The sequence below is a fragment of the Micromonospora sp. LH3U1 genome (assembly GCF_028475105.1).
Lineage (GTDB): Bacteria > Actinomycetota > Actinomycetes > Mycobacteriales > Micromonosporaceae > Micromonospora.
Window position 1 is genome coordinate 5,508,497 of record NZ_CP116936.1, and the last position, 26,329, is coordinate 5,534,825.

25 protein-coding genes are annotated in these 26,329 nt (G+C 71.7%); 10 read left to right on the forward strand and 15 right to left on the reverse strand.

Annotated features, from left to right (window positions below):
* The first annotated feature begins 15 nt into the window (after positions 1 to 15).
* The 3 genes from PCA76_RS25160 (at position 16) to serS (ending at position 3,697) form a co-directional block, all read left to right on the forward strand.
* Complete coding sequence (locus PCA76_RS25160) at positions 16 to 1,212, forward strand: saccharopine dehydrogenase family protein (RefSeq protein WP_272612903.1); 1,197 nt, start codon at positions 16 to 18, stop codon at positions 1,210 to 1,212.
* Between the two features lie 43 nt (positions 1,213 to 1,255).
* The gene (locus PCA76_RS25165) at positions 1,256 to 2,320 is read left to right on the forward strand and encodes a MerR family transcriptional regulator (protein WP_442930279.1); all 1,065 of its coding nucleotides are present in this window, start codon (positions 1,256 to 1,258) and stop codon (positions 2,318 to 2,320) included.
* Positions 2,321 to 2,413: 93 nt separating this feature from the next.
* Positions 2,414 to 3,697 carry a serine--tRNA ligase gene (gene serS, locus PCA76_RS25170; protein ID WP_272612905.1) on the forward strand — a complete coding sequence of 428 codons (1,284 nt, stop codon included), beginning with the start codon at positions 2,414 to 2,416 and terminating at the stop codon, positions 3,695 to 3,697.
* Between the two features lie 58 nt (positions 3,698 to 3,755).
* On the opposite strand, the gene PCA76_RS25175 is transcribed toward serS, so the two are convergent.
* Genes PCA76_RS25175 through PCA76_RS25190 form a run of 4 tightly spaced genes read right to left on the reverse strand, consistent with a single transcriptional unit; the run spans position 3,756 to position 8,346 of the window.
* Positions 3,756 to 4,649, reverse strand: a complete 894-nt coding sequence (locus PCA76_RS25175) for a cytochrome c biogenesis CcdA family protein (protein ID WP_272612906.1) — start codon at positions 4,647 to 4,649, stop codon at positions 3,756 to 3,758.
* A complete protein-coding gene (locus PCA76_RS25180) occupies positions 4,646 to 5,284 on the reverse strand; it encodes a TlpA family protein disulfide reductase (RefSeq protein ID WP_272612907.1) in 639 nt (212 codons plus the stop codon). The genes PCA76_RS25175 and PCA76_RS25180 overlap by 4 nt, the downstream gene beginning before the upstream one ends.
* Positions 5,285 to 5,317: 33 nt before the next feature.
* Entirely contained in the window at positions 5,318 to 6,781 is a 1,464-nt protein-coding gene (locus PCA76_RS25185) for an NADH-quinone oxidoreductase subunit NuoF family protein (RefSeq protein ID WP_272612908.1), read from the reverse strand.
* Positions 6,781 to 8,346 carry a ferric reductase-like transmembrane domain-containing protein gene (locus PCA76_RS25190; RefSeq protein WP_272612909.1) on the reverse strand — a complete coding sequence of 522 codons (1,566 nt, stop codon included), beginning with the start codon at positions 8,344 to 8,346 and terminating at the stop codon, positions 6,781 to 6,783. Before PCA76_RS25190 ends, PCA76_RS25185 begins: the two co-directional genes overlap by 1 nt.
* Before the next feature lie 275 nt (positions 8,347 to 8,621).
* On the opposite strand from PCA76_RS25190, the gene PCA76_RS25195 reads away from it, so the two are divergent.
* Complete coding sequence (locus PCA76_RS25195) at positions 8,622 to 10,067, forward strand: alpha-amylase (RefSeq protein WP_272612910.1); 1,446 nt, start codon at positions 8,622 to 8,624, stop codon at positions 10,065 to 10,067.
* Positions 10,068 to 10,142: 75 nt separating this feature from the next.
* Positions 10,143 to 11,051 (forward strand): L,D-transpeptidase, encoded by a 909-nt coding sequence (locus tag PCA76_RS25200; RefSeq protein ID WP_272612911.1) that lies wholly within the window; start codon positions 10,143 to 10,145, stop codon positions 11,049 to 11,051.
* Between the two features lie 25 nt (positions 11,052 to 11,076).
* Here PCA76_RS25200 and PCA76_RS25205 read toward each other — a convergent pair whose 3' ends face one another.
* The 4 genes from PCA76_RS25205 to PCA76_RS25220 are packed head-to-tail and all read right to left on the reverse strand — an operon-like array spanning position 11,077 to position 14,576.
* Entirely contained in the window at positions 11,077 to 11,709 is a 633-nt protein-coding gene (locus PCA76_RS25205) for a response regulator transcription factor (RefSeq protein WP_272612912.1), read from the reverse strand.
* On the reverse strand, positions 11,706 to 12,836 hold the full coding sequence (locus PCA76_RS25210; RefSeq protein WP_272612913.1) for a sensor histidine kinase: 1,131 nt from the start codon (positions 12,834 to 12,836) through the stop codon (positions 11,706 to 11,708). Before PCA76_RS25210 ends, PCA76_RS25205 begins: the two co-directional genes overlap by 4 nt.
* A 26-nt stretch (positions 12,837 to 12,862) precedes the next feature.
* Positions 12,863 to 13,675, reverse strand: a complete 813-nt coding sequence (locus PCA76_RS25215) for an ABC transporter permease (protein WP_272612914.1) — start codon at positions 13,673 to 13,675, stop codon at positions 12,863 to 12,865.
* Position 13,676: 1 nt separating this feature from the next.
* Positions 13,677 to 14,576, reverse strand: a complete 900-nt coding sequence (locus tag PCA76_RS25220; protein WP_272612915.1) for an ABC transporter ATP-binding protein — start codon at positions 14,574 to 14,576, stop codon at positions 13,677 to 13,679.
* A gap of 157 nt (positions 14,577 to 14,733) precedes the next feature.
* Between PCA76_RS25220 and PCA76_RS25225 the strand changes: the two genes are divergently transcribed.
* Entirely contained in the window at positions 14,734 to 15,588 is an 855-nt protein-coding gene (locus PCA76_RS25225) for an alpha/beta hydrolase (protein WP_272612916.1), read from the forward strand.
* Between the two features lie 46 nt (positions 15,589 to 15,634).
* Here the strand turns inward: PCA76_RS25225 and PCA76_RS25230 are convergent, their stop codons facing one another.
* On the reverse strand, positions 15,635 to 17,749 hold the full coding sequence (locus tag PCA76_RS25230) for a prolyl oligopeptidase family serine peptidase (protein ID WP_272612917.1): 2,115 nt from the start codon (positions 17,747 to 17,749) through the stop codon (positions 15,635 to 15,637).
* A 129-nt stretch (positions 17,750 to 17,878) separates the two neighbouring features.
* On the opposite strand from PCA76_RS25230, the gene PCA76_RS25235 reads away from it, so the two are divergent.
* The 3 genes from PCA76_RS25235 (at position 17,879) to PCA76_RS25245 (ending at position 19,727) form a co-directional block, all read left to right on the forward strand.
* Complete coding sequence (locus tag PCA76_RS25235; protein WP_272612918.1) at positions 17,879 to 18,088, forward strand: type II toxin-antitoxin system VapB family antitoxin; 210 nt, start codon at positions 17,879 to 17,881, stop codon at positions 18,086 to 18,088.
* A gap of 65 nt (positions 18,089 to 18,153) precedes the next feature.
* The gene (locus PCA76_RS25240; RefSeq protein ID WP_272612919.1) at positions 18,154 to 18,504 is read left to right on the forward strand and encodes a PIN domain nuclease; all 351 of its coding nucleotides are present in this window, start codon (positions 18,154 to 18,156) and stop codon (positions 18,502 to 18,504) included.
* Between the two features lie 59 nt (positions 18,505 to 18,563).
* Entirely contained in the window at positions 18,564 to 19,727 is a 1,164-nt protein-coding gene (locus PCA76_RS25245) for a site-2 protease family protein (RefSeq protein WP_272612920.1), read from the forward strand.
* A 96-nt stretch (positions 19,728 to 19,823) separates the two neighbouring features.
* Here PCA76_RS25245 and bdeA read toward each other — a convergent pair whose 3' ends face one another.
* From bdeA to PCA76_RS25260, 3 genes are all read right to left on the reverse strand, one after another.
* On the reverse strand, positions 19,824 to 20,732 hold the full coding sequence (gene bdeA / locus PCA76_RS25250) for a bis(hydroxyethyl) terephthalate hydrolase (RefSeq protein WP_272612921.1): 909 nt from the start codon (positions 20,730 to 20,732) through the stop codon (positions 19,824 to 19,826).
* 163 nt (positions 20,733 to 20,895) lie between these two features.
* Positions 20,896 to 22,179, reverse strand: coding sequence for an FAD-binding protein (locus tag PCA76_RS25255; protein ID WP_272612922.1), 1,284 nt, complete (start codon positions 22,177 to 22,179; stop codon positions 20,896 to 20,898).
* Entirely contained in the window at positions 22,176 to 22,928 is a 753-nt protein-coding gene (locus PCA76_RS25260; protein ID WP_272612923.1) for a hypothetical protein, read from the reverse strand. Before PCA76_RS25260 ends, PCA76_RS25255 begins: the two co-directional genes overlap by 4 nt.
* 119 nt (positions 22,929 to 23,047) lie before the next feature.
* Between PCA76_RS25260 and PCA76_RS25265 the strand changes: the two genes are divergently transcribed.
* The gene (locus PCA76_RS25265; RefSeq protein WP_272612924.1) at positions 23,048 to 23,470 is read left to right on the forward strand and encodes a hypothetical protein; all 423 of its coding nucleotides are present in this window, start codon (positions 23,048 to 23,050) and stop codon (positions 23,468 to 23,470) included.
* Between the two features lie 33 nt (positions 23,471 to 23,503).
* Here the strand turns inward: PCA76_RS25265 and PCA76_RS25270 are convergent, their stop codons facing one another.
* The 3 genes from PCA76_RS25270 to PCA76_RS25280 form a co-directional block, all read right to left on the reverse strand.
* Positions 23,504 to 24,433 carry an LLM class F420-dependent oxidoreductase gene (locus tag PCA76_RS25270; protein ID WP_272612925.1) on the reverse strand — a complete coding sequence of 310 codons (930 nt, stop codon included), beginning with the start codon at positions 24,431 to 24,433 and terminating at the stop codon, positions 23,504 to 23,506.
* A gap of 124 nt (positions 24,434 to 24,557) precedes the next feature.
* Complete coding sequence (locus tag PCA76_RS25275) at positions 24,558 to 25,595, reverse strand: hypothetical protein (RefSeq protein WP_272612926.1); 1,038 nt, start codon at positions 25,593 to 25,595, stop codon at positions 24,558 to 24,560.
* On the reverse strand, positions 25,595 to 25,864 hold the full coding sequence (locus tag PCA76_RS25280; RefSeq protein WP_272619606.1) for a hypothetical protein: 270 nt from the start codon (positions 25,862 to 25,864) through the stop codon (positions 25,595 to 25,597). The genes PCA76_RS25275 and PCA76_RS25280 overlap by 1 nt, the downstream gene beginning before the upstream one ends.
* Between the last annotated feature and the right edge of the window lie 465 nt (positions 25,865 to 26,329).

Genomic DNA, 26,329 nt, shown 5'->3' on the forward strand with positions numbered 1-26,329 from the left:
TGGCAGACTCCGGGGATGGCCGTGGAGCGAACGTACGACGTGGTGCTGTTCGGGGCGACCGGGTTCACCGGCGGTCTGACCGCTGAATACCTGGCCCGACACGCGCCGGCCGGGCTGCGCTGGGCGCTGGCCGGGCGCAATCCGGACCGCCTCGCCGCCGTACGGGGTCGGCTCGCCGCCATCGACCCGACGTTGGCCGATCTGCCGCTGCTCACCGCCGACGTGACCGACCCCGAGTCGCTGCGCGCGGTGGCGGACAGCGCCCGGGTGGTGGCCAGCACGGTCGGGCCGTACGTCCACCACGGGGAACCACTGGTCGCGGCCTGCGCCCGGGCCGGCACCGACTACCTGGACATCACCGGCGAGCCGGAGTTCGTCGACCTGATGTACGTGCGCCACCACGCCGAGGCGACCCGCACCGGCGCTCGGCTGGTGCACGCCTGCGGGTTCGACTCCATCCCGCACGACCTGGGCGTCTGGTTCACCGTCAAGCAACTGCCCGCCGACGTTCCGATCACCGTGGACGGTTATGTGCGCGCCGGTGGCCGGTTCTCCGCCGGCACCTACCATTCGGCGCTCACCGCGTTCTCCCGGACCGGGCAGGCCAGCCAGGCCGCCCGGGACCGCCGGGCGGTCGAGCCGCGCCCCACCGACCGGCGGGTCCGGGCGGTGCCCGGCCGGCTGGCCCGCTCGGCCGAGCTGGGCATCTGGACCGTGCCGCTGCCGACCATCGACCCGCAGGTGGTCCGCCGTTCGGCGGCGGCCCGCCCGGAGTACGGCCCGGACTTCCGCTACCGGCACTTCGCCGCGGTGAAACGGCTGCCCACCGTGCTGGCCGGCGCGGCCGGGCTCGGCGCGCTGATCGGGCTGGTGAAGCTGCCGCCCAGCCGACGCTGGCTGCTCGGCCGGCTCGCCTCCGGGCAGGGGCCCACCGCGCAGCAGCGGGCGGCGTCCTGGTTCCGGGTCCGGTTCGTCGGCACCGGCGGCGGGCGGCGGGTGGTCACCGAGGTCGCCGGCGGTGACCCCGGCTACGACGAGACGGCGAAGATGCTCGCCGAGTCGGCGCTCTGCCTGGCGCTGGACGAGCTGCCGCCGACGGCCGGACAGCTCACACCGGTCGCCGCGATGGGTGACGCGCTGCTCGACCGCCTCATTCGGGCCGGGCTCACCTTCCGGGTGCTCACGCAGGAGACGTCGGAGCGCTCGGCTTGACCCTCGACCGGGTCGAGGGGGCAGGATGCCCGGCGTGAGTGACCTGCACAGCATCGGCGAGCTGGCCCGGGCCAGTGGCCTGACCGTCAGCGCACTGCGCTTCTACGACTCGGCGGGGGTGCTGGAGCCGGCCCTGGTCGACCCGGTGACCGGTTACCGCTGGTACACCGACGAGCAGATCACCCCGGCCCGGTTGGTGGCCGGGCTGCGCCGGATCGGCATGCCGGTGCCGGAGATCGCCGCTGCGGTACGCGCCGAGCCGACGGCGGTGCACCAACTGCTCGACACACACCTGCGCCGGCTGGCCGACGGGCTCACCGACGCCCGCCGCGAGGTCGCCCGGCTCCGGGCCCTGGTGACCCCGACCCCGCCCGCCACCACCACGCTGCTGCTCTCCCCCGCCGGCCTGGCCGCCGCGCTCGACGCGGTGCGCTTCGCCGTCGGCGCCGACCCGGAGTTGCCGATGCTCTCCGGTGTGCTGCTCGACGTCGAACCGGACGGCGTCCGGCTCGTCGCCACCGACCGGTACCGGCTCGCGCTGGCTCGGGCCGGGGCGGACGTCGACGGTCCGCCGGTGCGGGTGTTCGTTCCCGTGGCCCTCATCGACCAGCTCCGGATGCTGCTCGACGCCGCCGACACCCGGCCGGTGCGGCTGACCGTGGCGGGCGCGGACCTGCTGGTGCTGGTGGCCGGCCGGACGCTGACCGGCACCGCACTGCCGTCCGACTTCCCGGACTACCGCCGACTGCTGCGCGAGGCCGTCGGTGACCGGCCGACAGCTCGCCGGATCCCGGTGGACGTAGCCGCGCTGAGCGCCGCGCTGGCCGACCCGGCGGCCCCCACGGTGTCCCGCGACCACGACGGCAAGCCACTGGCGGTCACCGTGCTCGGCCTCGACGACCAGGGCGGCCTGCGCCTGCTCCCCGCCGCCGACCTGACCACCGACGCGCTGCGGGTCGGGGTAGACGGCGGCTACCTGCTGGACGCCCTGAACGCGGCCGGCGCGCCCCAGCTGGTGCTGGAGCTGGACGGGCCGATCGCCCCGCTGGCCGTACGCCGCACGGACGACGCCGACACCTACTCCGTACTCATGCCGATCCGGCTCTGAACCGGGGCCGTCACTCCCCGTCCCGGGCCGAAAGGGGCGCGACGGTAGCATCTGGTGGTCCACCTGACCCCGGACGGAGGCATACGGAGCAGCATGCTCGACATGGAGTTGATCCGGAAGGATCGCGAGGCGGTGGCGACCGCGCTGGCGAAGCGTCTGGATCCCGCCGAGGTCACCCGGGCCCTGGACGAGATCCAGCGGCTCGACCAGGAACGCCGCACCCTGATTACGGAGATCGACGCCGAGCGGCAGCGCCGCAAGGCGGAGGCTCGGGCGTACGCGCAGGCGAAGCGCGCCGGCGAGGAGCCGCAGGTAGCCGCACCGGAGGCCGAGCGTAAGCAGCTCGCCGAACTGGAGTCCCAGTCGGACGAGGTGCAGGCGCGGCTGCGCACGGCGATGAGTGAGCTGCCCAACCTGCCTGCCGACGACGTCGTGGCCGGCGGCAAGGAAGCCAACCGGGTGGTGAAGACCTTCGGCGAGCCGCCGGTGATCGAGAAGGTCCGCGACCACGTGGAGCTGAGCCGCGCGCTGGGCCTGGTCGACTACGAGCGCGGGGTCAAGCTCGGTGGGTCCGGTTTCTGGATCTACACCGGCGTCGGTGCCCGGCTCGAGTGGGCGCTGCTCAACTACTTCATCGACCAGCACATCAAGGCCGGGTACGAGTTCCTGCTCCCGCCACACCTGCTGCTCGACTCGGCCGGCTTCGCCGCCGGTCAGTTCCCCAAGTTCTACGACGACGTCTACCACCTGGACCGGGAGTCCGCCCCGCGCGGGCAGTTCCTGCTTCCCACGTCGGAGACGGCGATCCTCGGCGCGTACCAGGACGAGATCCTGGAGACCCCGAAGCTGCCGCTGAAGGCTTTCGCATACACCCCGTGCTACCGGCGGGAGTCGGCCGGATCGCACTCGGACGAGCGCGGCACGGTGCGGGGGCACCAGTTCAACAAGGTGGAGATCTTCCAGTTCACTCTGCCGGAGCAGGCCGATGCGGCACTGGACGAGATGCTCGCCCACGCCGAGAGCCTGGTCGAGGGGCTGGGCCTGCACTACCAGTGCACCCTGCTCTCGGCCGGTGACGCCAGCGCGTCGATGAAGAAGACCCTCGACATCGAGGTGTGGATGCCGAGCACCGGCAAGTACAAGGAGGTGTCGTCGGTTTCCTGGGCCGGCGACTACCAGGCCCGTCGGGCGGCCATCCGCTACCGCGAGCCGGGCGGCAAGCAGACGCGCTTCGTGCACACCCTCAACGGCTCGGCGCTGGCCACCAGCCGGCTCTTCCCGGCTATCCTCGAGCAGTACCAGCAGGCCGACGGCAGTGTCCTGGTCCCCAAGGTTCTTCAAGACCGCCTAGGCACAGACCGCCTAACCCCGCGCTAGACCCGCCCGTCCTCGCCCGGCCTTCCGGCGTTCCGGCGTTCCGGCGTTGATCATGAAGTTATTGCCCCTCGCCTCGGCGTGTCAGGGCAATAACTTCATGATCAACAGGGCTGGGTGGGGGGTGGGGGCGAGAGCGCCTCACCAGGGCTGCTGTTAGTAGGAGGGTTGCCAGGGCTGCTAGCAGCGGTGTGGGGCCGATGGCGTCTAGGGCGTTGGCCAGGGTTTGTTGGAGCTGGGATGCCGTCTGGATGACCGGGTCCTGTAGGGCGTCGCGGCGGCCGGCGGCCAGTCGTAGCTCGTACCAGCCGTACCAGGCGACGTAACCGCCGGCGAGCAGCAGCACCAGGCCGCTGAGGCGGGGCACCAGCGCGCCGGCGACGCGCAGCCGGGCCACCAGTCCGTCGCGCAGCAGCGCCACGCCGAGCGCGGCGACCGCGACCACCAGGCCCATCCCGAGGGCGTACGCGCCGAACAGCGCCAACCCACGGGCGGTCGAGCCGGCCTGGAGGCTGGTCACCACGATGGCCAGGAACGGTGCGATGGCGCAGCCGAGCGACGCCAGCGCGTACGCCGCGCCGAACAACGCCATCGACGGCCAGGAACGCGTGAGCCGGGGCGCCCGTGCGGACCAGCCGGGGGCGGGCAGTCGCCGGCCGGCGAGCAGCCAACAGCCGGCCACCACCAGCAGCACGCCGAGCGCCACGGTCAGCCACGGCAGCCGGGGCCGCAGCCAGCCGGCCAGCGGCGCGAGCGCCAGGCCGAACGCGCCGAAGACCACCACGTACCCCAGGGTCAGCCCGGCCGCCGCAGTGAGCGCGCGCCCGACCGCGCCGCGGACGTCGGAGGCCCCGGCGACCAACAGCGAGAGGTACGCGGGCAGCAACGCGAAGCCGCACGGGTTGACCGCGCCGAGCATGCCTGCGGTCAGCGCGAGCAGCAGTGGGCCGGTCACGCCCCGGCCAGCGCGGAGACCCGGGCGGTGAGCGCCTCACCGTCCAGGAAGCCCTGGTGGACCACCTTGCCGTCCCGGTCGATGATCACGAAGATGCTCTGCTCGGTCACCTTGAACCGGCGCCAGAGCGCGCCCGCGCGGTCGTCGATCTGGGGCATCCCGGCGAGGTCGAACTCGGTGACGAACTCCTTCATGGCCTTCTGCTCGCCGAGCCCGGCGACGCCGACGATCGGCACGGTGTCCCGATACTGGGGCGCGATCTCGGCCACCGTCCACGCCTGACTGGCGCAGGTGGCGCACCACGGCGCCCAGAACCACAGCACCACGGGCCGGCCGGCGAACTGCGCCGCGTCGAACGCGGCGCCGGTGAGGGTGGTCCCGGTGAAGCGCAGAATGTCCGGGACCTGCGCCGGGGCTGCGCTCGGCGAGCCGGCCGGGGTGGCGGTGGCGGGTGCGGTGGCTTCCGGTGTGGCACCTGTCGTGGCCGGCGCGCTGCCGGCGACCGCCGGTGGTGAGGTGGCCGTACCGGTGCAGGAGACCGCGCCGAGCAGAGCGGCGGCCAGCGCCGCAGCGGTGGCGGCCCGACGGGCCGCACCAACCCGGGACGGTCGCCTCCGTGCGTGCCAGCTGCGCATCCGCGTCTCCGTTCCTGTTGGGGGTGCCCCTTCTTACTCGGCCTTGGCGAGTCGGAGAGCCAGCTCCGGGCACACCTTGACCGCCTTCAGCGCGCCCTCCCGCAGCCAGGTCGGCACGGGGGTGGTCGGGAAGGCGGGATATCCGTTCGCGTCGAGCCGGATGAAGTCTGGTACGACATGCGCGCAGAGGCCGTGCCCGTCGCAGCGCGACCAGTCGAGGGTGAGCTTCTGCGGGTTGAGGTCCGGTGCTCCGGGCAGCCCCATCACGCCCTTGACCCGCCGGCCACAGCCGTCGCCGGTGCTGTGCAGCCGCAGGTCGTCGGCGAAGACCTCGATCGCGGAGAGAGCGAACCGGGCGGTGCCGTCCGGGTGGCTGCACGCGCCCCGGCCCTTCACCTCGCCAGCGGCGGCCCGCACCACCTCGGCCGGCTGGCTGCCGGCCACGGCCAGGTCCACCGCGCGGGCCAGGTCCGGCAGGCCCATCTTGCACGGCCCGCACTGGCCGGCGGACTCGCCGGCGAGATAGCGCACCACCTGCGCGGCTTCACCGAGCGGGCAGGTGTCGGCGGCGAGCGGGATGATGATGCCCGCGCCGAGCGTGCCACCGACCGCGGCCAGGCCCTTGCGGGAGACATCGGCCTTCTCCGCCGCCTCCGGCGTGATCCACTTGCCGTGGTAGCCGCCCGTCAGGATGCCTGGCCCGTCCGGCACCTCGCACAGGTCGAGAACGTCGCGCAGCGGCATGCCGGCGGTGCACTCCACCACGGCCGGTCGCCCCGCCGCGCCGGTCACGGTGAGCAGCATGGTGCCGGGCTCGTCGTCGGTGCCGAGCGCCGCGTACTCGTACGGGCCGAGTCGTGCCCCGACGGCGAGTTGGGCGTACGTCTCGGCGTTGGACAGCAGGGTGGGCAGGCCGCTGACCCCGGAGTCGCTGGAACGCTTCTTGGTGCCGGGCGGGATGTGCGGCAGCCCGTTGATCCCGTTGACCAGCGCGCCGCCCTCGCCGGATATGAACCGGTGCGGCACGGTCACGATGGTGGTCGGCACCGGCATCCGGCGTTCCTCCAGCGCCTCCATCAGCGAGTCCCGGCCGACCCCGTCGTCGGCCACGCCGATCACGATCTCGTCGGCGTCCAACGCGTACGCGGCCAGCGCCGCACCGTCCAGGATCAGGTGCGGGGCGCGGGTCAGCAGCACCTTGTCCTTCCAGCTGGCCGGCTCTCCCTCGGTGGCGTTGACCACCACCACGGCCGCGAGGTCCTGCCGTTCGCAGGACTCCAGCACGGCGCGCAGTTTGCGGGCGAACGGGAAACCCGCCCCGCCCTTGCCCTTGAGCTGCATGCCTTCGGCGAGCCGGAGCAGTTGCGCCGGCTCCATCGGGCCGATCGGGCCGTGTACCTCCTCGTGTGCGGCCAGGTCGAGCCGACCGAAATCGGCGAAACCGGCGGTGAGCCGGGGCTCGCCCACGCAGGCGACCGGCGGCACGGCCGTCCGCATCACTTCGCCTCACCCCGCAGTCCAGCCCAGTACGCCCCGTCCACCGCGTCCGCGCTGGCCTTGCGGCGCTTGGCGGACCGGCCCTCGCCGGCGGCCCGCTTGGCGCGGCGGGACGCCAGGTCGACCAGGGTCGGGGTGTCGTCGACGGGTGGCGGCACCTCGTCCGGCACGTACCGGGCCGGCGGGCGCCAGTAGTCCGGCTCCTCCGGCAGGTCGTCCTCGACGCTGTGCCGGCCGCTGCCGCTGCGCGGCGTCGCGGAGATCGGCTCGGCGGAGACCGGGCCGGCCGAGATCGGCTCGGCGGCCTGCCACCGGCGCGGGCTGTCCCACGGCTCCTCGGGCTCGACCGTCCGCTGCGGCGGCGCCGAGTATTGGCTGCCGTCGTCCTCGTTGCGGGACCGGCGGCTGGACCGTTCGGCGACCGGCTCCTCGGCTCCTCGCCGCCCGGACGGAACAGCCTCGTCCCGGGTACGCGATCCGCGTCGCCGGGCCACCGGCTCCAACTCCTCCTCGTCGCGTCGACGGGTGCTGGTCTCCTCGGCGCTGCGGCCGGTCGAACGGCGGGCCGCGGGCTCTTCCTCACGTCGGCGTCGGCTGGGCCGGGTCGGCTCGACGAGGGAGCCGGGCTCGGGCACCACCGGGACGGTGAACCGGTCGGGGTCGCGCCGCCCGGCCGGCGCGGCCCACGTGGCGGTGGTGGTCTCCGCCCAGGCGGGACGCTTGTCCGCGTCGGCGTTGCGGCGTCGGCTCAGCCCGGCCAGCACCGGTTTGCCACGGCTCGCCTGGCCGGCCCGGCCGGCCATCGCCGCGTTCCGCACCGCGGCCTGGTGCTGCTCGCGGCTGCGCCGACCGATCGTGACCGAGAGCCGGACCAGCAGGGCCAGCACCACCAGCAGGATGCAGCCGAGGTAGCTGAGCACCACCCAGGACTTCGCGACCCGGCCGGCGTTGAGGCCGTGCAGCACGGCGAACGGCCAGGCCAGGTACGCGGTGGAGTGCAGCGTGCGCCACAGCCACTTCGGACCGACGCCGGCGAAGCGGGCTCGGATGATGCCGGTCCAGATCACGCTGACCATCAGCAGGGCGGCCACCGTGCCGAGCCCGACGTAGAGCCCTCGGCCGCCGACGAACGGCACCACCGCGTCGGTCGCCGCGGCCCGCCCCGTGGCGATCTTGGTGAGTACGTGGAAACCGAGCCCGGCGACGCCCAGCACGCCGGTGGCCCGGTGCGCCGACTGCATCAGCACCCGGTGCGAGATGCGCAGCACCAGCCGATCGGTGGCGAGCAGGCCGAGCATCACGGTGAGGCTCAACGCGACCAGGGAGATCACCCCGGCGAAGAACTCGGTGAAGAAAAAGCCGTACGCGTACGCCGTCTGGCCGGCACCGGTCAGCATGATCGCCGCCCAGAGCGCGGCGAGGACCGACGCGATCAGCAGGGCGGTCGCCGACCGCGACGGGGCGCGTACCCCCCGACTGCTGGCGCTGGTCCGGACGGTGGCCGCCTTCTGGTCCTGCTGTGCCCGGGCCATCTGCTCCTCGATCGTCTCGCGGCGGCGTACCACCGGCCGACCCCTTCTTCCTCATCCAGTACGGACCGGCGGGGCGTGCGGATCACCTGTGGGCGGAAATTTCTGGGCCGGAATCGAACCGAGTGGCGCCGACGTGCGTTGTAACCGCCCCCACGCGTCCGACGAGACAACGACAAATGTCCATGCATTGACAGTTGTTGCAACACGCTTGTAATATTTCGGCAAATTTCAGCATGGGTTGCAAGATTCGAGCAGCCCGGCGCTCCCCCGCACCGCCACCCCCACCCCCGCTCCCGTCAGGAGTCCCGATGCACCGACGTCGACGCGGGTCAGCGATCCTCGCCCTCGGCCTGATCGCCGGCCTACTCGTCCCCACCGCCGTGACGGCACCCCCGGCCGTCGCCGCCCCGTCCGGCAACAAGAAGGTCAACGTCCAGCTCTTCGAGTGGAACTGGCCCTCGGTGGCCAGCGAGTGCCAGAGCACGCTCGGCCCGAAGGGCTACGGCTACGTCCAGGTCTCGCCCCCGCAGGAACACGTGCGGGGCAACCAGTGGTGGCTGGCGTACCAGCCGGTCAGCTACCGGATCGAGTCCCGCAAGGGCACCCGGGCCCAGTTCCAGTCGATGGTGAACACCTGTCACGCCGCCGGGGTCAAGGTGATCGTCGACGCGGTGATCAACCACATGTCCGGTCAGGCCAACGGCGGCACCGGCTGGGCCGGCTCCTCCTACTCGCACTACGACTACCCGGGCATCTACCAGACGCAGGACTTCCACCACTGTGGGCGTAACGGCGGCGACGACATCGCCAACTACAACGACCGCTACGAGGTACAGAACTGCGAGTTGGTCAACCTCTCGGACCTGAAGACCGAGTCGGACTACGTCCGTACGAAGATCGCCTCATACCTCAACGACCTGCTCTCCCTGGGCGTGGACGGCTTCCGGCTGGACGCCAGCAAGCACATGCCGGCCGCCGACATCGCCGCGATCAAGGGCAAGCTCTCCCGCTCCGCGTACATCGTGCAGGAGGTCATCTACGGCGCTGGTGAGCCGATCCAGCCGACCGAGTACACCGGCATCGGTGACGTGCACGAGTTCCGCTACGGCAAGGACCTGGCCCGGGTGTTCCGCTCGGAGCGGCTGGCCTACCTGCGCAACTTCGGCGAAGGCTGGGGGCACCTGCCCACCGGGCCGGCCTCGGTGTTCGTCGACAACCACGACACCCAGCGCGACAGTGGCGGGGTGCTCACCTACAAGGATCGTGGGATCTACTCCCTGGCGAACGCGTTCATGCTGGCCTGGCCGTACGGCTCGCCGACCGTCATGTCCAGCTACACCTTCAGCAACCGGGATGCCGGCCCGCCGTCCGACGGTGCCAACAAGACGCTCAACGCCACCTGCTACTCGGGCTGGGAGTGTGAACACCGCTGGCCGGTGATCGCCAACATGGTCGGCTTCCGCAACGCCACCGAGGGCGCCGGTGTGGCCAACTGGTACGACAACGGCAACAACCACATCGCGTTCAGCCGTAGCGGCAAGGGTTTCATCACCGTCAACGACGAGGATGCCGCGGTGAACGGCCGCTCCTACTCAACGGGGCTGCCCGCAGGGCGGTACTGCGACGTCATCCACGGCACGTACGCGGGCGGCACGTGCAGCGGGCCGGTGATCACGGTGGACGGTGGCGGCTGGTTCGCGGCCAACGTGCCGGCACACGACGCCGTGGCCATCCACATCGGCGCACGGGTCTGAATCGGCTGGGGCCTCCGGTCGGCGGGTATCACCGAACCGGGGGCCCCGAACGATCCGCCACCATAGAGTGGTTTCGTGTCGTTTGACCGAAAGTCTCCGTACCGCCGCCGCGGCATCTGGGTGGCCGCCGCCATCGCCGTACCCGCGCTGCTGGTGACCGCGCTACTGGTCGGCCAGGCTCTCACCCCGAGTTCGACGGCCCCCGAAGACCGGGTCGTGGCAGCCGACCCGACCCCGAGCAGTGTCGAGCAGAACCCCGAGGAGCCGGTCCCCCCGGCCGCGCCCGCCCCCGCCGGGCTGCCGGTGGTCGAATACGAGCCCGCGCCCGGAGGGTTCCCCGCCGATCCGGCCACGATGGACACCACGCCGCTGACCGAGGGCGCGCACCCGACCAGGCGGATCGCCGCGTACGACGCGCCCGGTGGTCGTCCGCGAGCCTTCCTCGAACCGACGATCCGCGGTGTCGAGCTGACCATGCCGATCGCCGACCGGCGCGCCGGCTGGACGGCCGTCCTGCTGCCCTCGGCCAACCGGCGGCTCGCCTGGTTGCCCCCCGGTGGATTCGACACCGTGCCGCTGCGTGACCAGATCGTGGTGGAACGCAAGGTCCACCGGCTCACCTGGTACCGGGCCGGCAAGGCGGTGCGCTCCTGGGAGATCAGCCTCGGCCAGTCGGGGCAGGACACTCCGCTCGGGCGGACCTTCATCCTGGGCCGCACCCCACCACCGGAGGAGGTCTACGGCGGGGTGGACATCTACGCCCTCGGGTCGATCCCCGACGACCCGGAGTCGGTGCCGGCCGGGCTGCGCGGTGCGCACATCGGGGTGCACACCTGGCAGGACGACGACGACCTGGGCGAGAACGTCACCAACGGTTGTATCCGGCTGACCCGCACCGGCCAGCGGGAGCTGCTCGCCGAGGTCCGTCCCGGCAGCAGCCTGGTCGTGGTCGACCGACTGCCCACCCCGCCACCGACCGCCTGAGCGCCGGCACGCTAACGCACCGCGCTCACTCGCCGAGCAGCCAGCCGTTCTGCTCGGCGACCCGGATCGCGTCCGCCCGGTTGCGCGCACCGGTCTTACCGATCGCCGCCGAGAGATGGTTGCGCACCGTCCCCTCGGACAGATGCAGCGCCCTGGCCAGATCAGCGGCCGAGCCACCGCCCCGGGCCGTCCGCAGCACCTCGGCCTCCCGCTCGGTCAGCGGACTGATCCCGGCGGCCAGGGTCTCCGCCGCCAGCGTCGGGTCGACCACCCGCAGGCCGGCGTGCACTCGACGGACCGCATCGGCGAGCTGCCGGGCCGGGGTGTCCTTGACCACGAAGCCACCCGCGCCGGCCTCCATCGCCCGGCGCAGGTAGCCGGGCCGGCCGAAGGTGGTCACCACCAGCACCCGACACGTCGGCAGCGCGGCCCGCAGCGCGGCGGTGGCGGCGATCCCGTCCAGGCCGGGCATCTCCACGTCGAGCAGGGCGACGTCGGGGGCGCTGCGTCGGGCCTCGGGCACCACCTCGTCGCCCCGGCCGACCTCGGCCACCACGGTCAGGTCGTCCTCCAGCGAGAGCAGCGCGGCCAGCGCGCCCCGGACCAGCGCCTGGTCGTCGGCGAGCAGCAGCCGGATCTGCGTACCGGGGCCGCTCACCGGGACTCCGCCGGCACGAGCACCCGGAGCAGGAAGCCACTGCCGTCCGGCCGACGACCGACGCTCACCACGGCGTCCAGCTGCCGCGCCCGCTCACGCAGGCCGATCAACCCGTGCCCGCTGACGTCGGGAGTGGACGGACCGTGACCGTCGTCGCTCACCTCGACCCGGTCCGCGTATACCCGGACCGTGCAGCACCGCGCCCCGCTGTGCCGGACCACGTTGGTCACCCCCTCCCGAACCGCCCACCCGAACAACCGGTCCCACTCGGCCGGAAGGTCCGGCACCTCGGCCGGCAGGTCCGCCGCAATGCCTGCCGAGACCAACGCGGAACGGGCGCCGGCCAGCTCCGCGGCAACGCTGACCTCGCGGTACGCCCCAACCGTCTGCCGTACGTCGGCCAGCGCCGCGCGGGCCAGCCCCTCCACCTCGGCGATCTCGGCGGCGGCCCGGTCCCGGTCCACCTCGATCAGCCGCCCGGCCAACTCGGCCTTGATCGCCACCACGGTCAACGAGTGCCCGAGGATGTCGTGCAGATCGCGGGCGGCGCGGGCCCGCTCCTCGGCGACGGCGAGCCGGCCGATCTCCTGCTGGGCGGCCTGTAGCTGACTGTTGCGCTGCGCCAACTGCGACACCCCGAACATGGCGAACGAGGCGAGCAGCACCGCGAAGACGATCCCGCTCTCCGCCTGCCATCCCGTCACCAGCCAGGACGCGAGCGCGGGGGTCAGCGCGCAGAGCACCACGGCGGCCAACGCCTCCCACGGAGGCAGCAGGAACACCGCCGCCGCCGCTACGTAGACCAGGGTGGCCAGCCAGTCCCCGTCGGTGCCCGGGATGCTGGCCAGGCCCACCGCGAGCAGCAGCAGAAGCCCGGCCCGCGCCCGGCCCCCGGGGATCGGCAGCAGGGACTGGCGCAGCCGGCGGGCCCACTGGAACAGCAGCACGTAACCGATGCCGAAGGCGACAAGTGTCGTCACGCCCACGACCCGCCGCCAGGGTTGTGGCTGGTGCAGCGCGGTGGAGAGCGGCACGTTGAGGAAGAACAGCCACACGGTGGCCAGCAGCCAGCCGGTGTACCGCCAGTGGCGGTCCGCCGGCCGGCGCTGCCCCGTAGAGAGGTCCATCGGGTTCACGCTAGCGGTCCGGGCGGTCAGACCCGCGCGGTGTCCCGGCGGAACAGCCGCGCCGCGCCGACGCCGAAGACCAGCGCCCAGACGACGAGGTTGGCCACCGCCGCCATGCTCACGCCATCGCCGGTCAGTGGGGCGCGGGCCAGCACACCCATGCCGTACACCGGGGTGAACTTCGCGACCTGCTGAAGCACCTCCGGCAGCACCTCGACCGGGACGAACAGCCCGCCGAACATGGCCAGCACGGCCAGGATCGGGCCGATGAACTGCATGACGTTCTCGGCCGGCACCAGGTAGCCGATGAACAGACCGAAGGCGGCGAAGACCAGCGAGCCGATCCAGGCGGCGAGCCCGGACAGCAACCAGACGTAGACCGGGATGCGGACGCCGGCCGCAGCGCCCACCAGGAACTCGACGACGACCGCGAGCAGGCCGAGAGTCATCGCGGTGATCAGCTTCGTGGCCACGTACGCGGTCGGGCGCAGTGGGGTGAGCCGCAACTGGCGGCTCCAACCCAGCGCCCGCTCGGTGGCCACCGCGCCACCGGCGCTGGTGGTCGCCACCATGGCCGCGTAGACCGCCAGGCTGATCATGACGTACGCCGTCACCGGGCGGCCGTTGTCCAACAGCTGCCCGCCCTGTGGCAGGCCGAAGATGAGGAAGAAGACGCCCGGCATGATCAGCGTGAAGGCGAGGGTGCGGCGGTTCCGTAGCACCCGGCGAAGCTCGATGCGCAGGACGCCCGGTGCGAACCCACCCAGGGCAGGCAACCGACGGTCCGGCTCAACGGCACGGGTGGGGGTGGGGGTGGGGGTGGCCCGCAGGGTGGTCATCTCAGGCTCCGGTCTGCGCGGTGGTCAGGGCGAGGAAGGCGTCCTCGAGGTTGCGGGAGGTGATCTCCAGGTCCCGGGCGGCGGTCCGGGTGAGCAGGTGCCGGGCGATCGCGTCCGAGTCGCCGGTCCGCACGAGCACGCTGTCACCGCGTACCTCCACGGCGTCCACGCCGGGCAGCGCGGCGAGCGCGGCCTGGTCGGCGCCGGGCAGGGTGGCCCGCACCGTCCGGCCGGCGGCCAGGTTCTTGATCTCCGCGGTGGTGCCGTCGGCGACGATGCGCCCCTGCCGGACCAGCACGATCCGATCGGCGTACGCGTCCGCCTCGTCCAGGTAGTGGGTGGCGAAGATGACGGTCCGACCGTCCCCGGCGTCGCGGCGTAGGGCCTGCCAGAAGTCCCGGCGGCCCTCCACGTCCATGCCCGTGGTCGGCTCGTCGAGCACCATCAGGTCCGGGTCGGGCAGCAGGGCCAGCGCGAAGCGCAGCCGCTGCTGCTGGCCGCCCGAGCAGCGCCCGACCACCCGCCCGGCGATGTCGGCGATGCCGGCCCGCTCCAACACCTCGGCAGCCGGGCGGGTGTGCCGGTAGAAGTGCGCGGTCATCTCGACCGTCTCGCCCACTGTGAGGTCCTTGAGCAACCCGCCGGTCTGGAGTACGGCGGCGACCCGGCCCCGGGCCACCGCGTCGTCCGGGGTGCCGCCGAGGATGCGGACGGTGCCCGCGTCCGGGCGGGCCAGCCCGAGCAGCATGTCGATGGTGGTGGTCTTGCCCGCCCCGTTGGGGCCGAGGAAGGCCACCACCTCGCCGGGCTGCACCCGCAGGCTCAGCCCGTCGACTGCGGTGACCGCGCCGAAGGTCTTGGTGAGGCCGTCCAACTCGACAGCCAGATGGGTACTGGTCATGTCAACGATGCTCCGGTGGCGCGTACCCCGATGCCCGGAGCGGTCGTCACGTCCCCGCCGTGACATTTGTCAGGGGTCACCGCTCGACCGGCGAAGGAATTCCCCGCCCGGCAACGGGTACCCGCCGGGCCGAACGCCACGACACGGGGAGGACGCGATGGGTACCACGCCGCAGGGCCAGGTCGACACGGTCGTACTGATTCACGGGCTCTGGATGACCCCGCGCAGCTGGGAGGGGTGGGCCCAGCGGTACACCGAACGCGGCCTGCATGTCATCGCCCCCGCCTGGCCCGGCATGGACCGATCCGTGGAGCAGCTGCGCGACGATCCCAGCCCGATCGCCGAACAGAGCATCGCCACGATCGTCGCGCACTACGACAAGATCATCCGGGCGCTGCCACGACCCCCGATCATCATGGGGCACTCGTTCGGTGGCCTGTTCACCCAGATCCTCGTCGACCGGGGCCTCGGCGCGGCGGCGGTCGGGGTGCATCCCGCAGCGGTGAAGGGGGTGCTCAAGGTGCCGCTGAGCCAGTTGCGCTCAGGCTTCCCGATCCTGCGCAGCCCCGCCAACCGAAACAAGGCCGTCCCGTTCACCCCCGACGACTTCGCCTACACCTTCGGTAACGCGATGAGCCGCGAAGACTCCGACCGGGCCTGGCAGCGCTATGCCGTCCCCGGTGCCGGGCGGGTCTTCTTCGAGGGCGCCTTCGCCAATGTCGACCCGCGCTCACCGGCCCGCGTCGACGTCGGACGAAACGACCGGGCGCCGCTGCTGCTGATGACCGGCGAGCTCGACCACGTGGTGCCGCCGTCGGTGGTCCGCTCCAACGCGGGGCTCTACCAGAAGTCCCGGGCTCTCACCGCTTTCGAGGAGTTCCCCGGGCGGTCCCACTTCACCGTCGGGCAGGACGGCTGGGAGGGCATCGCCGACTACGCCCTGGACTGGGCGCTACGCGCGGCGGCACTGCCCCGAGATGTGACCATCGCCAGCGAAAGCCCTCGCCGCTGAACCGTCCCGAACCGAGTGCCCCTGGCCATCCTGGGCGAGACGGGCGTCAGCGCCCCTCGGCGACCGGCTCCTGCCATCGGTCACCGGTGTGGGTGTGCTGGCGTGGCGGCACCGCTGACCCGGGTTGTGGCGTGCTCAGCTTCCGCCAGAGGAACTCCAGCGTCAGCGCCCAGAGGAAGGCTCTCTGCTCGTTGTTCGCCGCTGCCCCGTGTCCACCATCGACGTTCTCGTAGTAGGACACCTCGTGGCCGTGATCGCGCAGCCGGGCCGCCATCTTGCGGGCGTGCCCGGGATGCACCCGGTCGTCTCTGGTCGAGGTGATGAGCAGGACCGGCGGGCACGACCGGTCACCGTGGATGTTGTGGTACGGCGAATAGTCGCGCAGGTACGCCCAGTCCGCCTCCCGATCCGGGTCACCGTATTCGGCCATCCAGGACGCGCCGGCCAGCAGCCGGTGGTACCGCCGCATGTCCAGCACCGGCACCTGCGCGACGACAGCGCCGAAGAGTGACGGGTAACGGGTCAGCATCACCCCCATCAGTAGGCCGCCGTTGCTGCCGCCCTCGATGCCGAGCTGCGCCGGTGTGGTGATGCCACGCCTCACCAGATCGGCCGCCACCGCCGCGAAGTCCTCGAACGCCCTGGGCCGGTTCTCCCGCAGCGCGGCCCGGTGCCACTCGGGGCCGTACTCCCCACCGCCCCGGATGTTCGCCACCGCGTACGTGCCGCCCCTCGCGAGCCATCCCCGACCGATGACGCCGCCGTACTGCGGGACCAGCGAATGCTCATACCCGCCGTAACCGGTGAGCAGCGTTGGGCCGCCGGGCGCGTCGGGGTCGCCCACGACGAAGTACGGCACCCGCGTGCCGTCTGCCGAGGTGGCGAAGAACTGACGAACGGTCAGGCCCTCGGCGGCGAACATGGCCGGTTCCCGCTTGAGGATCTCGACCGCCCCACCGATCTGTCCGAGCCGCAACGTCGCCGGTTGCAGGAACCCTTCCGAGGCGAGCAGGTAGGCATCACTGTGCTCCGGGTCGGTCGCCACGATTCGGCTGTGGTCGAGCTCCGGCACTCCCGCGAGCGGTTCCCGCTGCCAGCCAGTCTCGCCCGGCGTCAGCACCTCCAGTCGGCTTCTGACGTCGGCGAGGGTGCCCAGGATCAGATGGTTCCGGGTCCAGGAGTAGTAGCTGAGCGCCGTACGATCGTCCGGCCGGAACAGCACCGTCATCTCCCGGTCGCCGGTCAGGAACGCGTCGAACCGGGTCGCCAGCAGGGCACCGGGTGGATACGTGATTCCCCCAGCCACCCACGCCGACCGCAACCGGATCAACAACCAATCCCGGTGTACGTGCCAGCGGGCGTCCTCCGGCACCGAGATGCGGGTCAGCTCACCCGCCTCCGTCAGCAGGTAGTTTTCGCTGCGGTAGAAGTCCAGGAAGCGGCCCACGAAGTCGCGCTCGAACCCGGGCGTCGGGTCGTGCGAGGCGTACACGGCGATGTCGTCGGTTCGCGCCTCGTGGACGGTGGTGGCCTCGGCCAGGGCGATGCCGCGCCGCCACCGCTTCACCACCCGGGGGTAGCCGGATGCGGTCAGGGAGCCGGGCGCGAAGTCGGTGGCGACGTAGATGGTGTCGACGTCGATCCAGCAGACGCTGCTCTTCGCCTCAGGAAGCGTGAAGCCGTCCGCGACGAACTCACGGCGCCCGAGGTCGAACTCGCGCACCACGACCGCGTCCGCACCACCCCGGGAGAGGCTGACCAGGCAACGCTCATAACCGGGCCGCAGCACTGCCACAGTGCTCCAGATCCAGTTCTCGCCTTCCTCGGCTGCCAACGCGTCGACGTCGAGCAGCACGTCCCACTCCGGCTCGGGGCGGCGGTACTGGTCGAGCGTCGTCCGTCGCCAGATCCCGCGAGGATGCGCCCTGTCCCGCCAGAAGCCGTAGTAGAAGTCGTCCCCGCGCCAGCCCGGGTAGGGAATCCGATCCTCGGCGTCGAGCACCTCCCTGATCTCGGCCCGCAGACCCGCGAACGCCTCACCGGGGGTCAAGGTGGCGACGGCCTCCGCATTTCGGCTCCGAACCCACCGGGCGGCATTCGTACCATCAAGTTCTTCCAGCCAGAGGTACGGGTCATCGCCGGTGTCGGTCAGCCTCGCCACCCTCGTAACTATCCCGACGGGCGACCCGCATCCACCTTGAGATGTCAGCATGGCGACTCAGCCCGGGTTGATATCAAATTCGTGCCTGATTGATATCACCGACGCTGATCGCCCACCTGAGGAGGCACCGTGAGCCGGACGATCCTTGACGTAGATGACGAACTACTCGCCGAAGCCGGCCAGATCCTCGGAACCACGACGAAGAAGGCCACCGTCAACGCCGCCCTCAAGGCTGTCGTGGATCGGGAGAAGCGGCGGCAGTTCGCCGACTGGCTCAAGAGCGGAGGACTGCCCGATCTGACGGGCCCCGTCGAGACCGCCGAGCCGGACGCGGCGTGAACCACGAGCACTACCTGCTGGACAATTCGGCCCTCGCCCGCTGACCCAAGCGTCGAGTGGCTCCGGTGCTCGGTGAGCTCTCCGACCGAGGACTGCTCGCGGTGTGCGGGGCGGTCGAGATCGAGGTCATCCACAGCGCCCGCACTGCCAAGGATGCGCTGCGTGCCCGGTGGTTGATGGGCGGTTTCCGGTGGCTGTCGATGCCTGACGAGGTCTGGGATCGAGCGGTCGACGTGCACCTGCAGGCCCTGCACAAGGGCAACCATCGGGCCCTGTCCAGGGCGGATCTGCTGATCGCCGCCACCGCCGAGCGACACGGGGTCACCGTCCTGCACCACGACGGCGATTTCGACGTCATCAGCGCGATCACCGGACAACCCAGCGCCTGGATCGTCCCACCCGGCACCGCTGACTGATCACGCGGTAGCGCCCGACTCCTCGGCATGCCTGCGGCCTGGCGGGGTATGTCCGTGGGATGAGGGCCAGTTTCCGGCTTGGCCGGGTCGCGGGGGTGCCGGTCGGCGTCAACTGGAGCGTTCTGGTCATCTTCGCGTTGATCACGTGGGGGTTGGCCGCCAACCAGTTCCCCCGCTCGTACCCTGACCGCTCAGTGGTGGCGTACACCCTGGCTGGGCTGTCCGCTGCGGTGGTCTTCTTCCTTGGTCTGCTCGCCCACGAGGTGTCGCACGCGGTGGTGGCCAAGCGCAACGGGCTGACCGTCGACGGCATCACGCTCTGGTTGTTCGGCGGCGTGGCCGAGTTGCGGGGCGAGCCGCGAGACCCGGGCGCGGAGCTACGGATCGCGGGCGTCGGCCCGCTGGTCAGTCTGCTGATCGGGGCGTTCTTCGGTGCCATCGCCGCGCTGCTGGCGCTGGCCGGGCAGGACGGGCTGCTCTTCGGGGCGGTGGCGTGGCTGGCGGGCATCAACGTGCTGCTGGCCATCTTCAACGTGCTGCCGGCCGCACCCCTGGACGGCGGCCGGTTGCTGCGCGCCGCGGTGTGGAAGGCCACCGGTGACCGGACCCGGGCGTCCGTGGTCGCCGCCCGCGCCGGCTGGGTGCTGGGTGTGCTGCTGATCGGTCTCGGGCTGTGGCAGTTCCTGTCCGGGGTCGGTTTCGGTGGGCTCTGGCTGGCCCTGATCGGCTGGTTCCTGATCGGCGCCGCAGGGATGGAGGAGCGGCAGGCCCGCACCGGCAGTGCGCTGCGCGGTATTCGAGTGGGCGACGTGATGACCCCGCAGCCACAGACCGCCTCGGCGGAGATGACGGTCGCCGACTTCGTCGACCACTACCTGTTCGCGTACCGGCATTCGGCTCTGCCGTTGACCGAGGAGGGCCGGCCGACCGGCCTGGTCACCGTCGACCGGGTGCGGGGCGTACCGGCCGAGCGGCGGGCGTCGACGACGCTGGCCGAGGTGGCCTGCCGGGCCGACCAGCTGGTCCTCGCCGAGCCGGGGGAGCAACTCAACGACCTGCTCCCCCGGCTCAGCGAGTGTGCCGACGGCCGCGCCCTCGTGGTAACGGACGACGGCCGCCTGATGGGCATCATCTCCCCCAGCGACATCAGTCGCGCCGTCCAACGCAGCACCCTGCAACGCCCCACCCGATCCACCCCCACCCCACCCACCCCACCCCGTTGATCATGAAGTTATTGCGCCGACACGCCGCGCCGGGTGGCAATAACTTCATGATCACCAGTGGAGGGGCGGGGCGGGCGGAAGGGGCGGGGGCTGTGGTTAGGAGTGTGGGCAGGTGTCGCGGTATTCCTGGATGGTGGAGGCTTGGGGTGCGGGGCAGAGGAACTGCTCGTAGCGGGTGTCGTCGTCGACGAAGCGCTTCAGCCAGGAAATGCTGTACTTGGCGACCGTCACGTTCGACGACGTGGGCGCCGAGTGGCTCGCGTTGTTGAGCTCCAGGTACGCCTTGTCCAACGTGGACGGCAGGCTGGTGTAGAACGGCTCCGAGTGCGACGCCACCGGCGCCACCGAGTCGTTCTCCGCGCCGATCACCAGCGTCGGCACTCGTACGCCCGACCAGTTCTTGACGGAGTGCCAGCCGGTCAACGGAATCGCGGCCTGCAACTGCGGCCGTGAGTTCGCCGCCGAGAGGCTGCCGCCGCCGCCCATCGAGTGGCCCATCACGGCAAGCCGGTTGCGGTCGATCCGGGTTCCCACGCTGCTGTTGTTGGTCAGGTAGTCCAGGGCTGCCAGCAGTTGCGTGCCCCGGCTGGCCGGCTGGTCGTAGCGGGACAGCGTGTCGATCGTGATCACGACGAAGCCCTGCGAGGCAAGGCGCGGCCCGAGCCACGCCACGCTGGACTGGGTGGCGGTGTAGCCAGGTGAGATCGCCACCGCGCCGAAGGTGCCCTCGGCGGTGCTGGTCGGGTAGTAGACCGTTCCGCCGCGGAAGCCAGTGACGCTGGTGGCGGCGACGGTGCTCTGGGCGATGGCGAACGCGCCCCGGCTGGCCTCGATGCTGGCCACGGTGGGGGCAGGGCCGCGCTGATACGGGCTGGCGGCGGCATGAGCGGCCGGCGCGGCGCCCAGTCCGGCGCCGAGCACGACCAGGGCGAGCGCCCACCGCAGGCCACGATGAGTGCGGCGGCGGGCGACTGGGCCGGGGATGTTGGCGGGTACGAGTTGCATGTCTCGCTCCGAGGGGTGGAGCCGACGGTCCCGGGACGGGGACCGGTCAATGAGACCCATCGACATCGATCAGTGTCTGTCGAGGTGCGCCACCCCACCAATCCCACCCGACCCCTGCCATCGCGCTATGGCAGGGGTGGGTCAGCGGCGGAAAGGGGGTGGGTCAGCGGGGAAAGTAGCGGTCCAGCAGGTCGGTGCGGAACTTCCCGGTCGGGTCCAGGTGGGTCAGCAGGGCGGCGAAGTCGGCGTACCTCGGGTAGCGCGCGGCCAGCTCAGCCGGGTCGGTGACGAAGACCTTGCCCCAGTGCGGGCGGGGCGCGAACGGTGCCAGGCGCTCCTCCACCGCGGCCACCACCGGCAGCACGGCTGCGGTGTCGTCGATCCAGGTGAAGTGCAGCACGAAGCTGTCCCGCCGGTGGTTCGGGCTGAGCCACAGCTCGTCCGCCGCCACCGTACGCAGCTCGCACACCAGCAGGACCGGGGCGATCAGGTCCGCCAGGTCGTCCAGCGCGGCGAGCGCCTCGGCTGCCGCCGTACGCGCAAGGTGGTATTCGGACTGCAACTCGTCGCCGCTGCTCGGGGTGAAGCCGAGCTTGAAGTGCGGCAGACGCTCGTGCCACGGACCCGGCTCGCCGAGCTGCGGGGTGCAGTTCTCCGCCGGCATCCCGAGCACCGGGTGCCGTGGCTCGTCGGCGGCGGTGGTGCCGAGCCAGTCCGCCGAGGGCGGCGGCTGGTCCGTCACCTGCTTGCGCCACACCTCACGCAGCCGAGGCGTACGCCAGTCGGTGAAGACACTCACGCTGTACGCCGAGCCGAGCGCCTCGTCCAGCGCCTCCCGACGCAGGTCGAGTCGCACGTACTGGCGCAGCTCGAAGGCCGGCACCACGTCCAGGGTGACCCGGGTGACGAGGCCGAGCGCGCCGAGCCCGACCACCATGCCGGCGAAGGTGTCACCGTCGGCGTCGCGGTCGACCCGCAGCAGATCGCCGTCGGCGGTGACCAACTCCAGGCCGGCGACGGCGGTGGCCAGGTTGCCGTGGGTCTGGCCGGAGCCGTGGGTGGCGGTGGCCACCGCGCCGGCCACCGAGATGTGCGGCAGCGAGGCGAGGTTGGCCAGCGCGTACCCCTGGGTGTGCAGTTGTCGGGCGACGTCGCCGTAGCGCATCGCGCCGGTCACGGTGACCTGCCGACGCTCGTGGTCCACGTCGACCACCGGGGGCAGCCCGGCGAGGCTGACCAGGTCGCCGTCGGTGTCGCCGAAGCGGTTGAAGGAGTGACCGCTGCCCACCGCCCGGATCCGGGTGCTGCCCGCGACAAGTCGGCGCAGCTCGTCGACGGAGGTGGGTCGGTGGAACGCCTGCGCGGCGTACCGAACGTTGCCGGCCCAGTTGCGACGCGGAACGTCGGCCGCGGTGGCCGAGGTGGCGTTCTGTCCCTGCGCGGTCATGTGGCGGTCTCCCGATCCGTGGACTGGTGGTCGGCCAACGCGGCGACGAGGGCGTCCAGAACCGGATCCGTCTGTAGCCGGCCGTAGCCACGCTGGGCGACCGGCAGGCCGGCCGCGCAGACGCGTTCGATCTCCCCCCGGGCCGCCTGCCGGGTCTGCGCGTCCCCGGACACCAGGGCGTCCTGGCCGCGCCGGATCAGCTGGTCGATCCGGTCCATCTGGTAGCCGCGCAGACCGGTGGGCAGGTCCGGGTCGGCGAACGCGGCGCGGCGCAGAGCGGGCAGGTCGACGAAACGGCCTCCGGCGAGGCGGGTGAGCGCGGCGGACACCTGCTCGGGCTGTTCGCGGACCTGATCGAGGACGAGCAACTCGATGGCGGGGCGGCCGTCGAGCGGATGGCGGGCGGTCACCGGCTCAAGCGTCACACCCGGCACAGGGACCAGCAGCAGCCTCGGCCGTTGCGGATGGCCGTCGCGTCGGGGCGGCTCGTCGAGGACCAGCGCGTCGACCTCGGTCCAACGGATCACCCGGCGCAGGCCGGGCCGTCGGATGCTGAGCCCTTCCGCGCTGATCTCGAACCGGAACGGTCGCAGCGCGCTGACCAGTGCCACAACGCCGAGCGCGACAGCGCCCACGGCGATGATCGTCCGTAGCAGGGCGCCGTCGCTCGGCAGCGCCAGCAACACCACCCCACCGAGTACGCAGACCAGGGCGAGCACACGGGCGCCCCGACTCCGGCGCAATTCCACGCTCGGACCCCCGTTCATGACCGTGGCGTCGGTCCCAGCATCGTGCGCCAAAACGGGCAGGGAGGACACCGGTCGATCGGGCACGGTTGTTCTCGTCATCGTCGGGGAACCCTACGCTCATGAGCAGCTACCGTGATCCGGCCCTACGGGGCGACGTCTTCCCCTCCGAGGAGGAGCTGGACCCCACCGGCATCGGGGTCGAGCAGGCCAGCGCCCCGCCGGCCGGCGGGTTGCCGAGCCACCCGGCGCCCACGCCCGGGCCCCGACCCACACCGGCGCCCGCTCCGGCCCCGACGCCGGTGCCGGCACCCGGCCCGCCGCCGCGCGCACCCGGAGCGCAGTCGATCGTGACCTGGCACCTGGACGGCTCGGTGGAGGTGGTCACCGACCTCGACGGCGACGGCGTCGCCGACGTCGTCCAGATCGACGTGGACGGCGACGGAATTCCGGACATCACCTATGTGGACAGCGACGGGGACGGGCGGCTGGACACCGTGCTGGGTGACCCGAACGCGGTCGGGACGGGCACCCACCGGGCCTGACCGACGGTGCCGTCTTACGACCACCCAGCCAACTCAGAGCTTCGCCATCACCTCGGTGGCGACCAGCTCAAGGTGCTCCAGGTCGGTGAGGTCGAGCACCTGGAGATAGATCCGCTGGCTGCCGATCTCCGCGTACCGGCCAATGGCGTCCAGGACCTCGCCCGGCGTCCCGGCCAGGCCGTTCGCCCGCAACTCGTCCGGTTCGCGGCCGATGGCGGCGGCCCGGCGGGACACCTCGGCGTCGTCCCGACCACAGCAGAGCACCAGGGCGTTGGACCAGACCATCCCGGTCGGGTCCCGGCCGATCTCGACGCAGGCCGCGCGGACCCGATCGAACTGCGCCGCCGTGTCCGGCACCGAGGCGAACGGCAGGTTGAACTCGTCGGCGTAGCGGGCGGCCAGCCGAGGGGTGCGCTTCGGGCCCATCCCGCCGAGCAGGATGGGTGGACGCGGCTGCTGCACGGGCTTGGGCAGTGCGGGCGAATCGCTGACCGGGTAGTACCGACCGGCGTGCGCGAACCGCTCCCCCGCCGGCGTGGACCAGAGCCCGGTGATGACCGCGAGCTGCTCCTCCAGCCGGTCGAACCGCTCGGCCAGAGGCGGGAACGGAATGCCGTACGCGGTGTGCTCCTCGGCGTACCAGCCGGTGCCGATGCCCAGCTCCACCCTGCCGCCGCTCATCTGGTCGACCTGCGCCACGGTGATCGCCAGCGGGCCGGGCAGCCGGAAGGTGGCGGCGGTCATCAACGTGCCGAGCCGGATGCTGCTGGTGTCCCGGGCCAGGCCGGCGAGGGTGGTCCACGCGTCGGTGGGGCCGGGTTCGCCGGTCGCGTCACCCATCATCAGGTAGTGGTCTGACCGGAAGAACGCGCCGTAGCCAGCGTCCTCGGCGCACCGGGCGACGGCGAGCAACTGGTCGTAGGTGGCGCCCTGCTGGGGTTCGGTGAAGATCCGCAGTTCCATGATCCGAGCATAGGCAGCCGATCCGGGTGTCGAGCCCCGGACGAGAAGGCCCGCGACGCGTACGCCGAACGGCTCGGCGAGGGCTGACCGGCGACCCCCGGCCCGGGGGGCCGCCGGGGATGGATCAGACGTACGGCCGGGTGGCGTACGCGGAGCGGAGCGCGGCCAGTCCGACCGCCTTCGGCGTCAGGGTGCCCCATCCGGAGTTGAAGTAGTTGGTCCGCACGATCCGTGGCCCACGCTCGGCGTTGAGCTGGGCGATCGCCGCCGGCACGGTGGCGATCCAGGCCGGCTGGTTCGGGATCTCGGCCGACCTGACCCCCCACTCCGCGATGATCACGGGCCGGGACAGCGCCACCGGGCCGAGATCCGCCACCGCCCAGTCCTTGGTGCGCCGAAACCGGGCCAGCGCGGTGTGGCTGGCGTTGGTGCCGTACGCGTTCCACTGGAGGAAGTCGAGTCGGGCCATCAGCGACTCCGGGTGGGTACGCCGGAAGCAGTCCCGGTCGAAGCCGCCCAGCCCCACTGAGAAGGTCGTCGCGGCGGGCAACGTCCGCGCCTTGAACCACGTGAGGATGTAATTCATCGCCTGCACCGCCCGAGCATCCGACTCGGCCCAGGTGTACGCCTTGCCGTCCTCGGTGGTGCCGAACTCGTGGTCGGTGTCCAACTCCGAGGCGAGCTGGATGTTCACCCCGAAACCGAGCGTCCGGTACTGCGACAGGGCGCGGGCGAACAACCCGTCACACTGCCCGCTGATCACCTGGCCGTACCCGTACGCCCTCGGCCAGGTCGCACCGGTTCGCTGCTGGATGGTCATCGACGGCGCCGGCACGGTGTAGCTGGTGCCGTCCACCACGAAGCTCTGCGGCCCGAAGTTCGAGGAGCCGTAGTGCTTCAACTCCAGGACCATGTTCATCTGCACCCCGGCCTTACCCAGACTGATCAGCCAGGGCCGGTTGTAGCCGGGAAAGATGTAGCCGTCGGCGAAGCTGCGGTACTGGGTGAGCGACCGGAAGTTGCCCCCGGCCATGTCGGCGGTCGGGTCCGCGCCGCCGGACAGGTAGTAACCACCGAGCACCGGCTGGCTCAGGCTGTAGTCGGCGGTGGCCGTCGCGGTGTTTCCGGTGGCGTCGCGAACCTGGACGGTGACCCGGGGCATCACGCCACCGACCGATACACGGCCACGGCGCCGTTGTCGGAAACCCGGGTCCAGGTACGCCCGGAGTTGTCGCTGATGTTGATGGTGAGCGGGTCGATGATCGCGGTGACCTTGACCGGCGCGCTGCTGTTGCCCTGCGCGTCGGTGACCACGATGGTGACGGTCAGCGGTTTGGTGTCGGCGTCTGAGTAGGTGATGGTCAGCAGCATCTGGTCACCCGGCGCGAAGACGGATGCGTTCAAGGCTGCGGTTGCGGTGGGAGCGGCCATGTCGGGCCCTTTCTGGCTCGGTCGCCAGGGCGCGGCGCGCGGTTGAGCGACGCCGGACCCGGCGGGGTCCACAGTGCGAAAGGCCGGCGGGGCACGGGGACGGCAGGCACGGCCGGTGGGCGGCGTCGCCTGACTGGCGGCGGTGCTGACGTCCTTGTCCCGGTGGGCGGAGGCACCTCGGCGGGCGCCCGCGGAGGTGTCGGTGGCAGCCACGGCCTGTCGTACGCGTGATCGGCACGGCAGCTGTGCCGTGACCGCCGCGGCGTGGAGGCCGGACTGGGTGAGGGCGGCACCGGTGCGGACGATGGTGTCCCCGCCGGGCCGGAGGATCGGGATGTGGCCCGCCACCCGTCTACCTCCACCTGCCTCCAACAGTGCTCTACCAGGGGCTTTACCGTCTTGTCCGGTTCGTGACAGCGCCGCTGGCGGGCTCGACGCGGTGGACGACTGATCAACTCGGGTTCA

Coding starts and splice junctions, on each gene's coding strand:
- PCA76_RS25160 (WP_272612903.1), top strand. CDS start 16: ATGGCCGTGGAGCGAACGTACGACGTGGTGCTGTTCGGGGCGACCGGG.
- serS (WP_272612905.1), top strand. CDS start 2,414: ATGCTCGACATGGAGTTGATCCGGAAGGATCGCGAGGCGGTGGCGACC.
- PCA76_RS25180 (WP_272612907.1), bottom strand. CDS start 5,284: ATGCGCAGCTGGCACGCACGGAGGCGACCGTCCCGGGTTGGTGCGGCC.
- PCA76_RS25185 (WP_272612908.1), bottom strand. CDS start 6,781: ATGCGGACGGCCGTGCCGCCGGTCGCCTGCGTGGGCGAGCCCCGGCTC.
- PCA76_RS25195 (WP_272612910.1), top strand. CDS start 8,622: ATGCACCGACGTCGACGCGGGTCAGCGATCCTCGCCCTCGGCCTGATC.
- PCA76_RS25210 (WP_272612913.1), bottom strand. CDS start 12,836: ATGGACCTCTCTACGGGGCAGCGCCGGCCGGCGGACCGCCACTGGCGG.
- PCA76_RS25215 (WP_272612914.1), bottom strand. CDS start 13,675: ATGACCACCCTGCGGGCCACCCCCACCCCCACCCCCACCCGTGCCGTT.
- PCA76_RS25220 (WP_272612915.1), bottom strand. CDS start 14,576: ATGACCAGTACCCATCTGGCTGTCGAGTTGGACGGCCTCACCAAGACC.
- PCA76_RS25225 (WP_272612916.1), top strand. CDS start 14,734: ATGGGTACCACGCCGCAGGGCCAGGTCGACACGGTCGTACTGATTCAC.
- PCA76_RS25245 (WP_272612920.1), top strand. CDS start 18,564: ATGAGGGCCAGTTTCCGGCTTGGCCGGGTCGCGGGGGTGCCGGTCGGC.
- bdeA (WP_272612921.1), bottom strand. CDS start 20,732: ATGCAACTCGTACCCGCCAACATCCCCGGCCCAGTCGCCCGCCGCCGC.
- PCA76_RS25255 (WP_272612922.1), bottom strand. CDS start 22,179: ATGACCGCGCAGGGACAGAACGCCACCTCGGCCACCGCGGCCGACGTT.
- PCA76_RS25265 (WP_272612924.1), top strand. CDS start 23,048: ATGAGCAGCTACCGTGATCCGGCCCTACGGGGCGACGTCTTCCCCTCC.
- PCA76_RS25270 (WP_272612925.1), bottom strand. CDS start 24,433: ATGGAACTGCGGATCTTCACCGAACCCCAGCAGGGCGCCACCTACGAC.
- PCA76_RS25275 (WP_272612926.1), bottom strand. CDS start 25,595: ATGCCCCGGGTCACCGTCCAGGTTCGCGACGCCACCGGAAACACCGCG.
- PCA76_RS25280 (WP_272619606.1), bottom strand. CDS start 25,864: ATGGCCGCTCCCACCGCAACCGCAGCCTTGAACGCATCCGTCTTCGCG.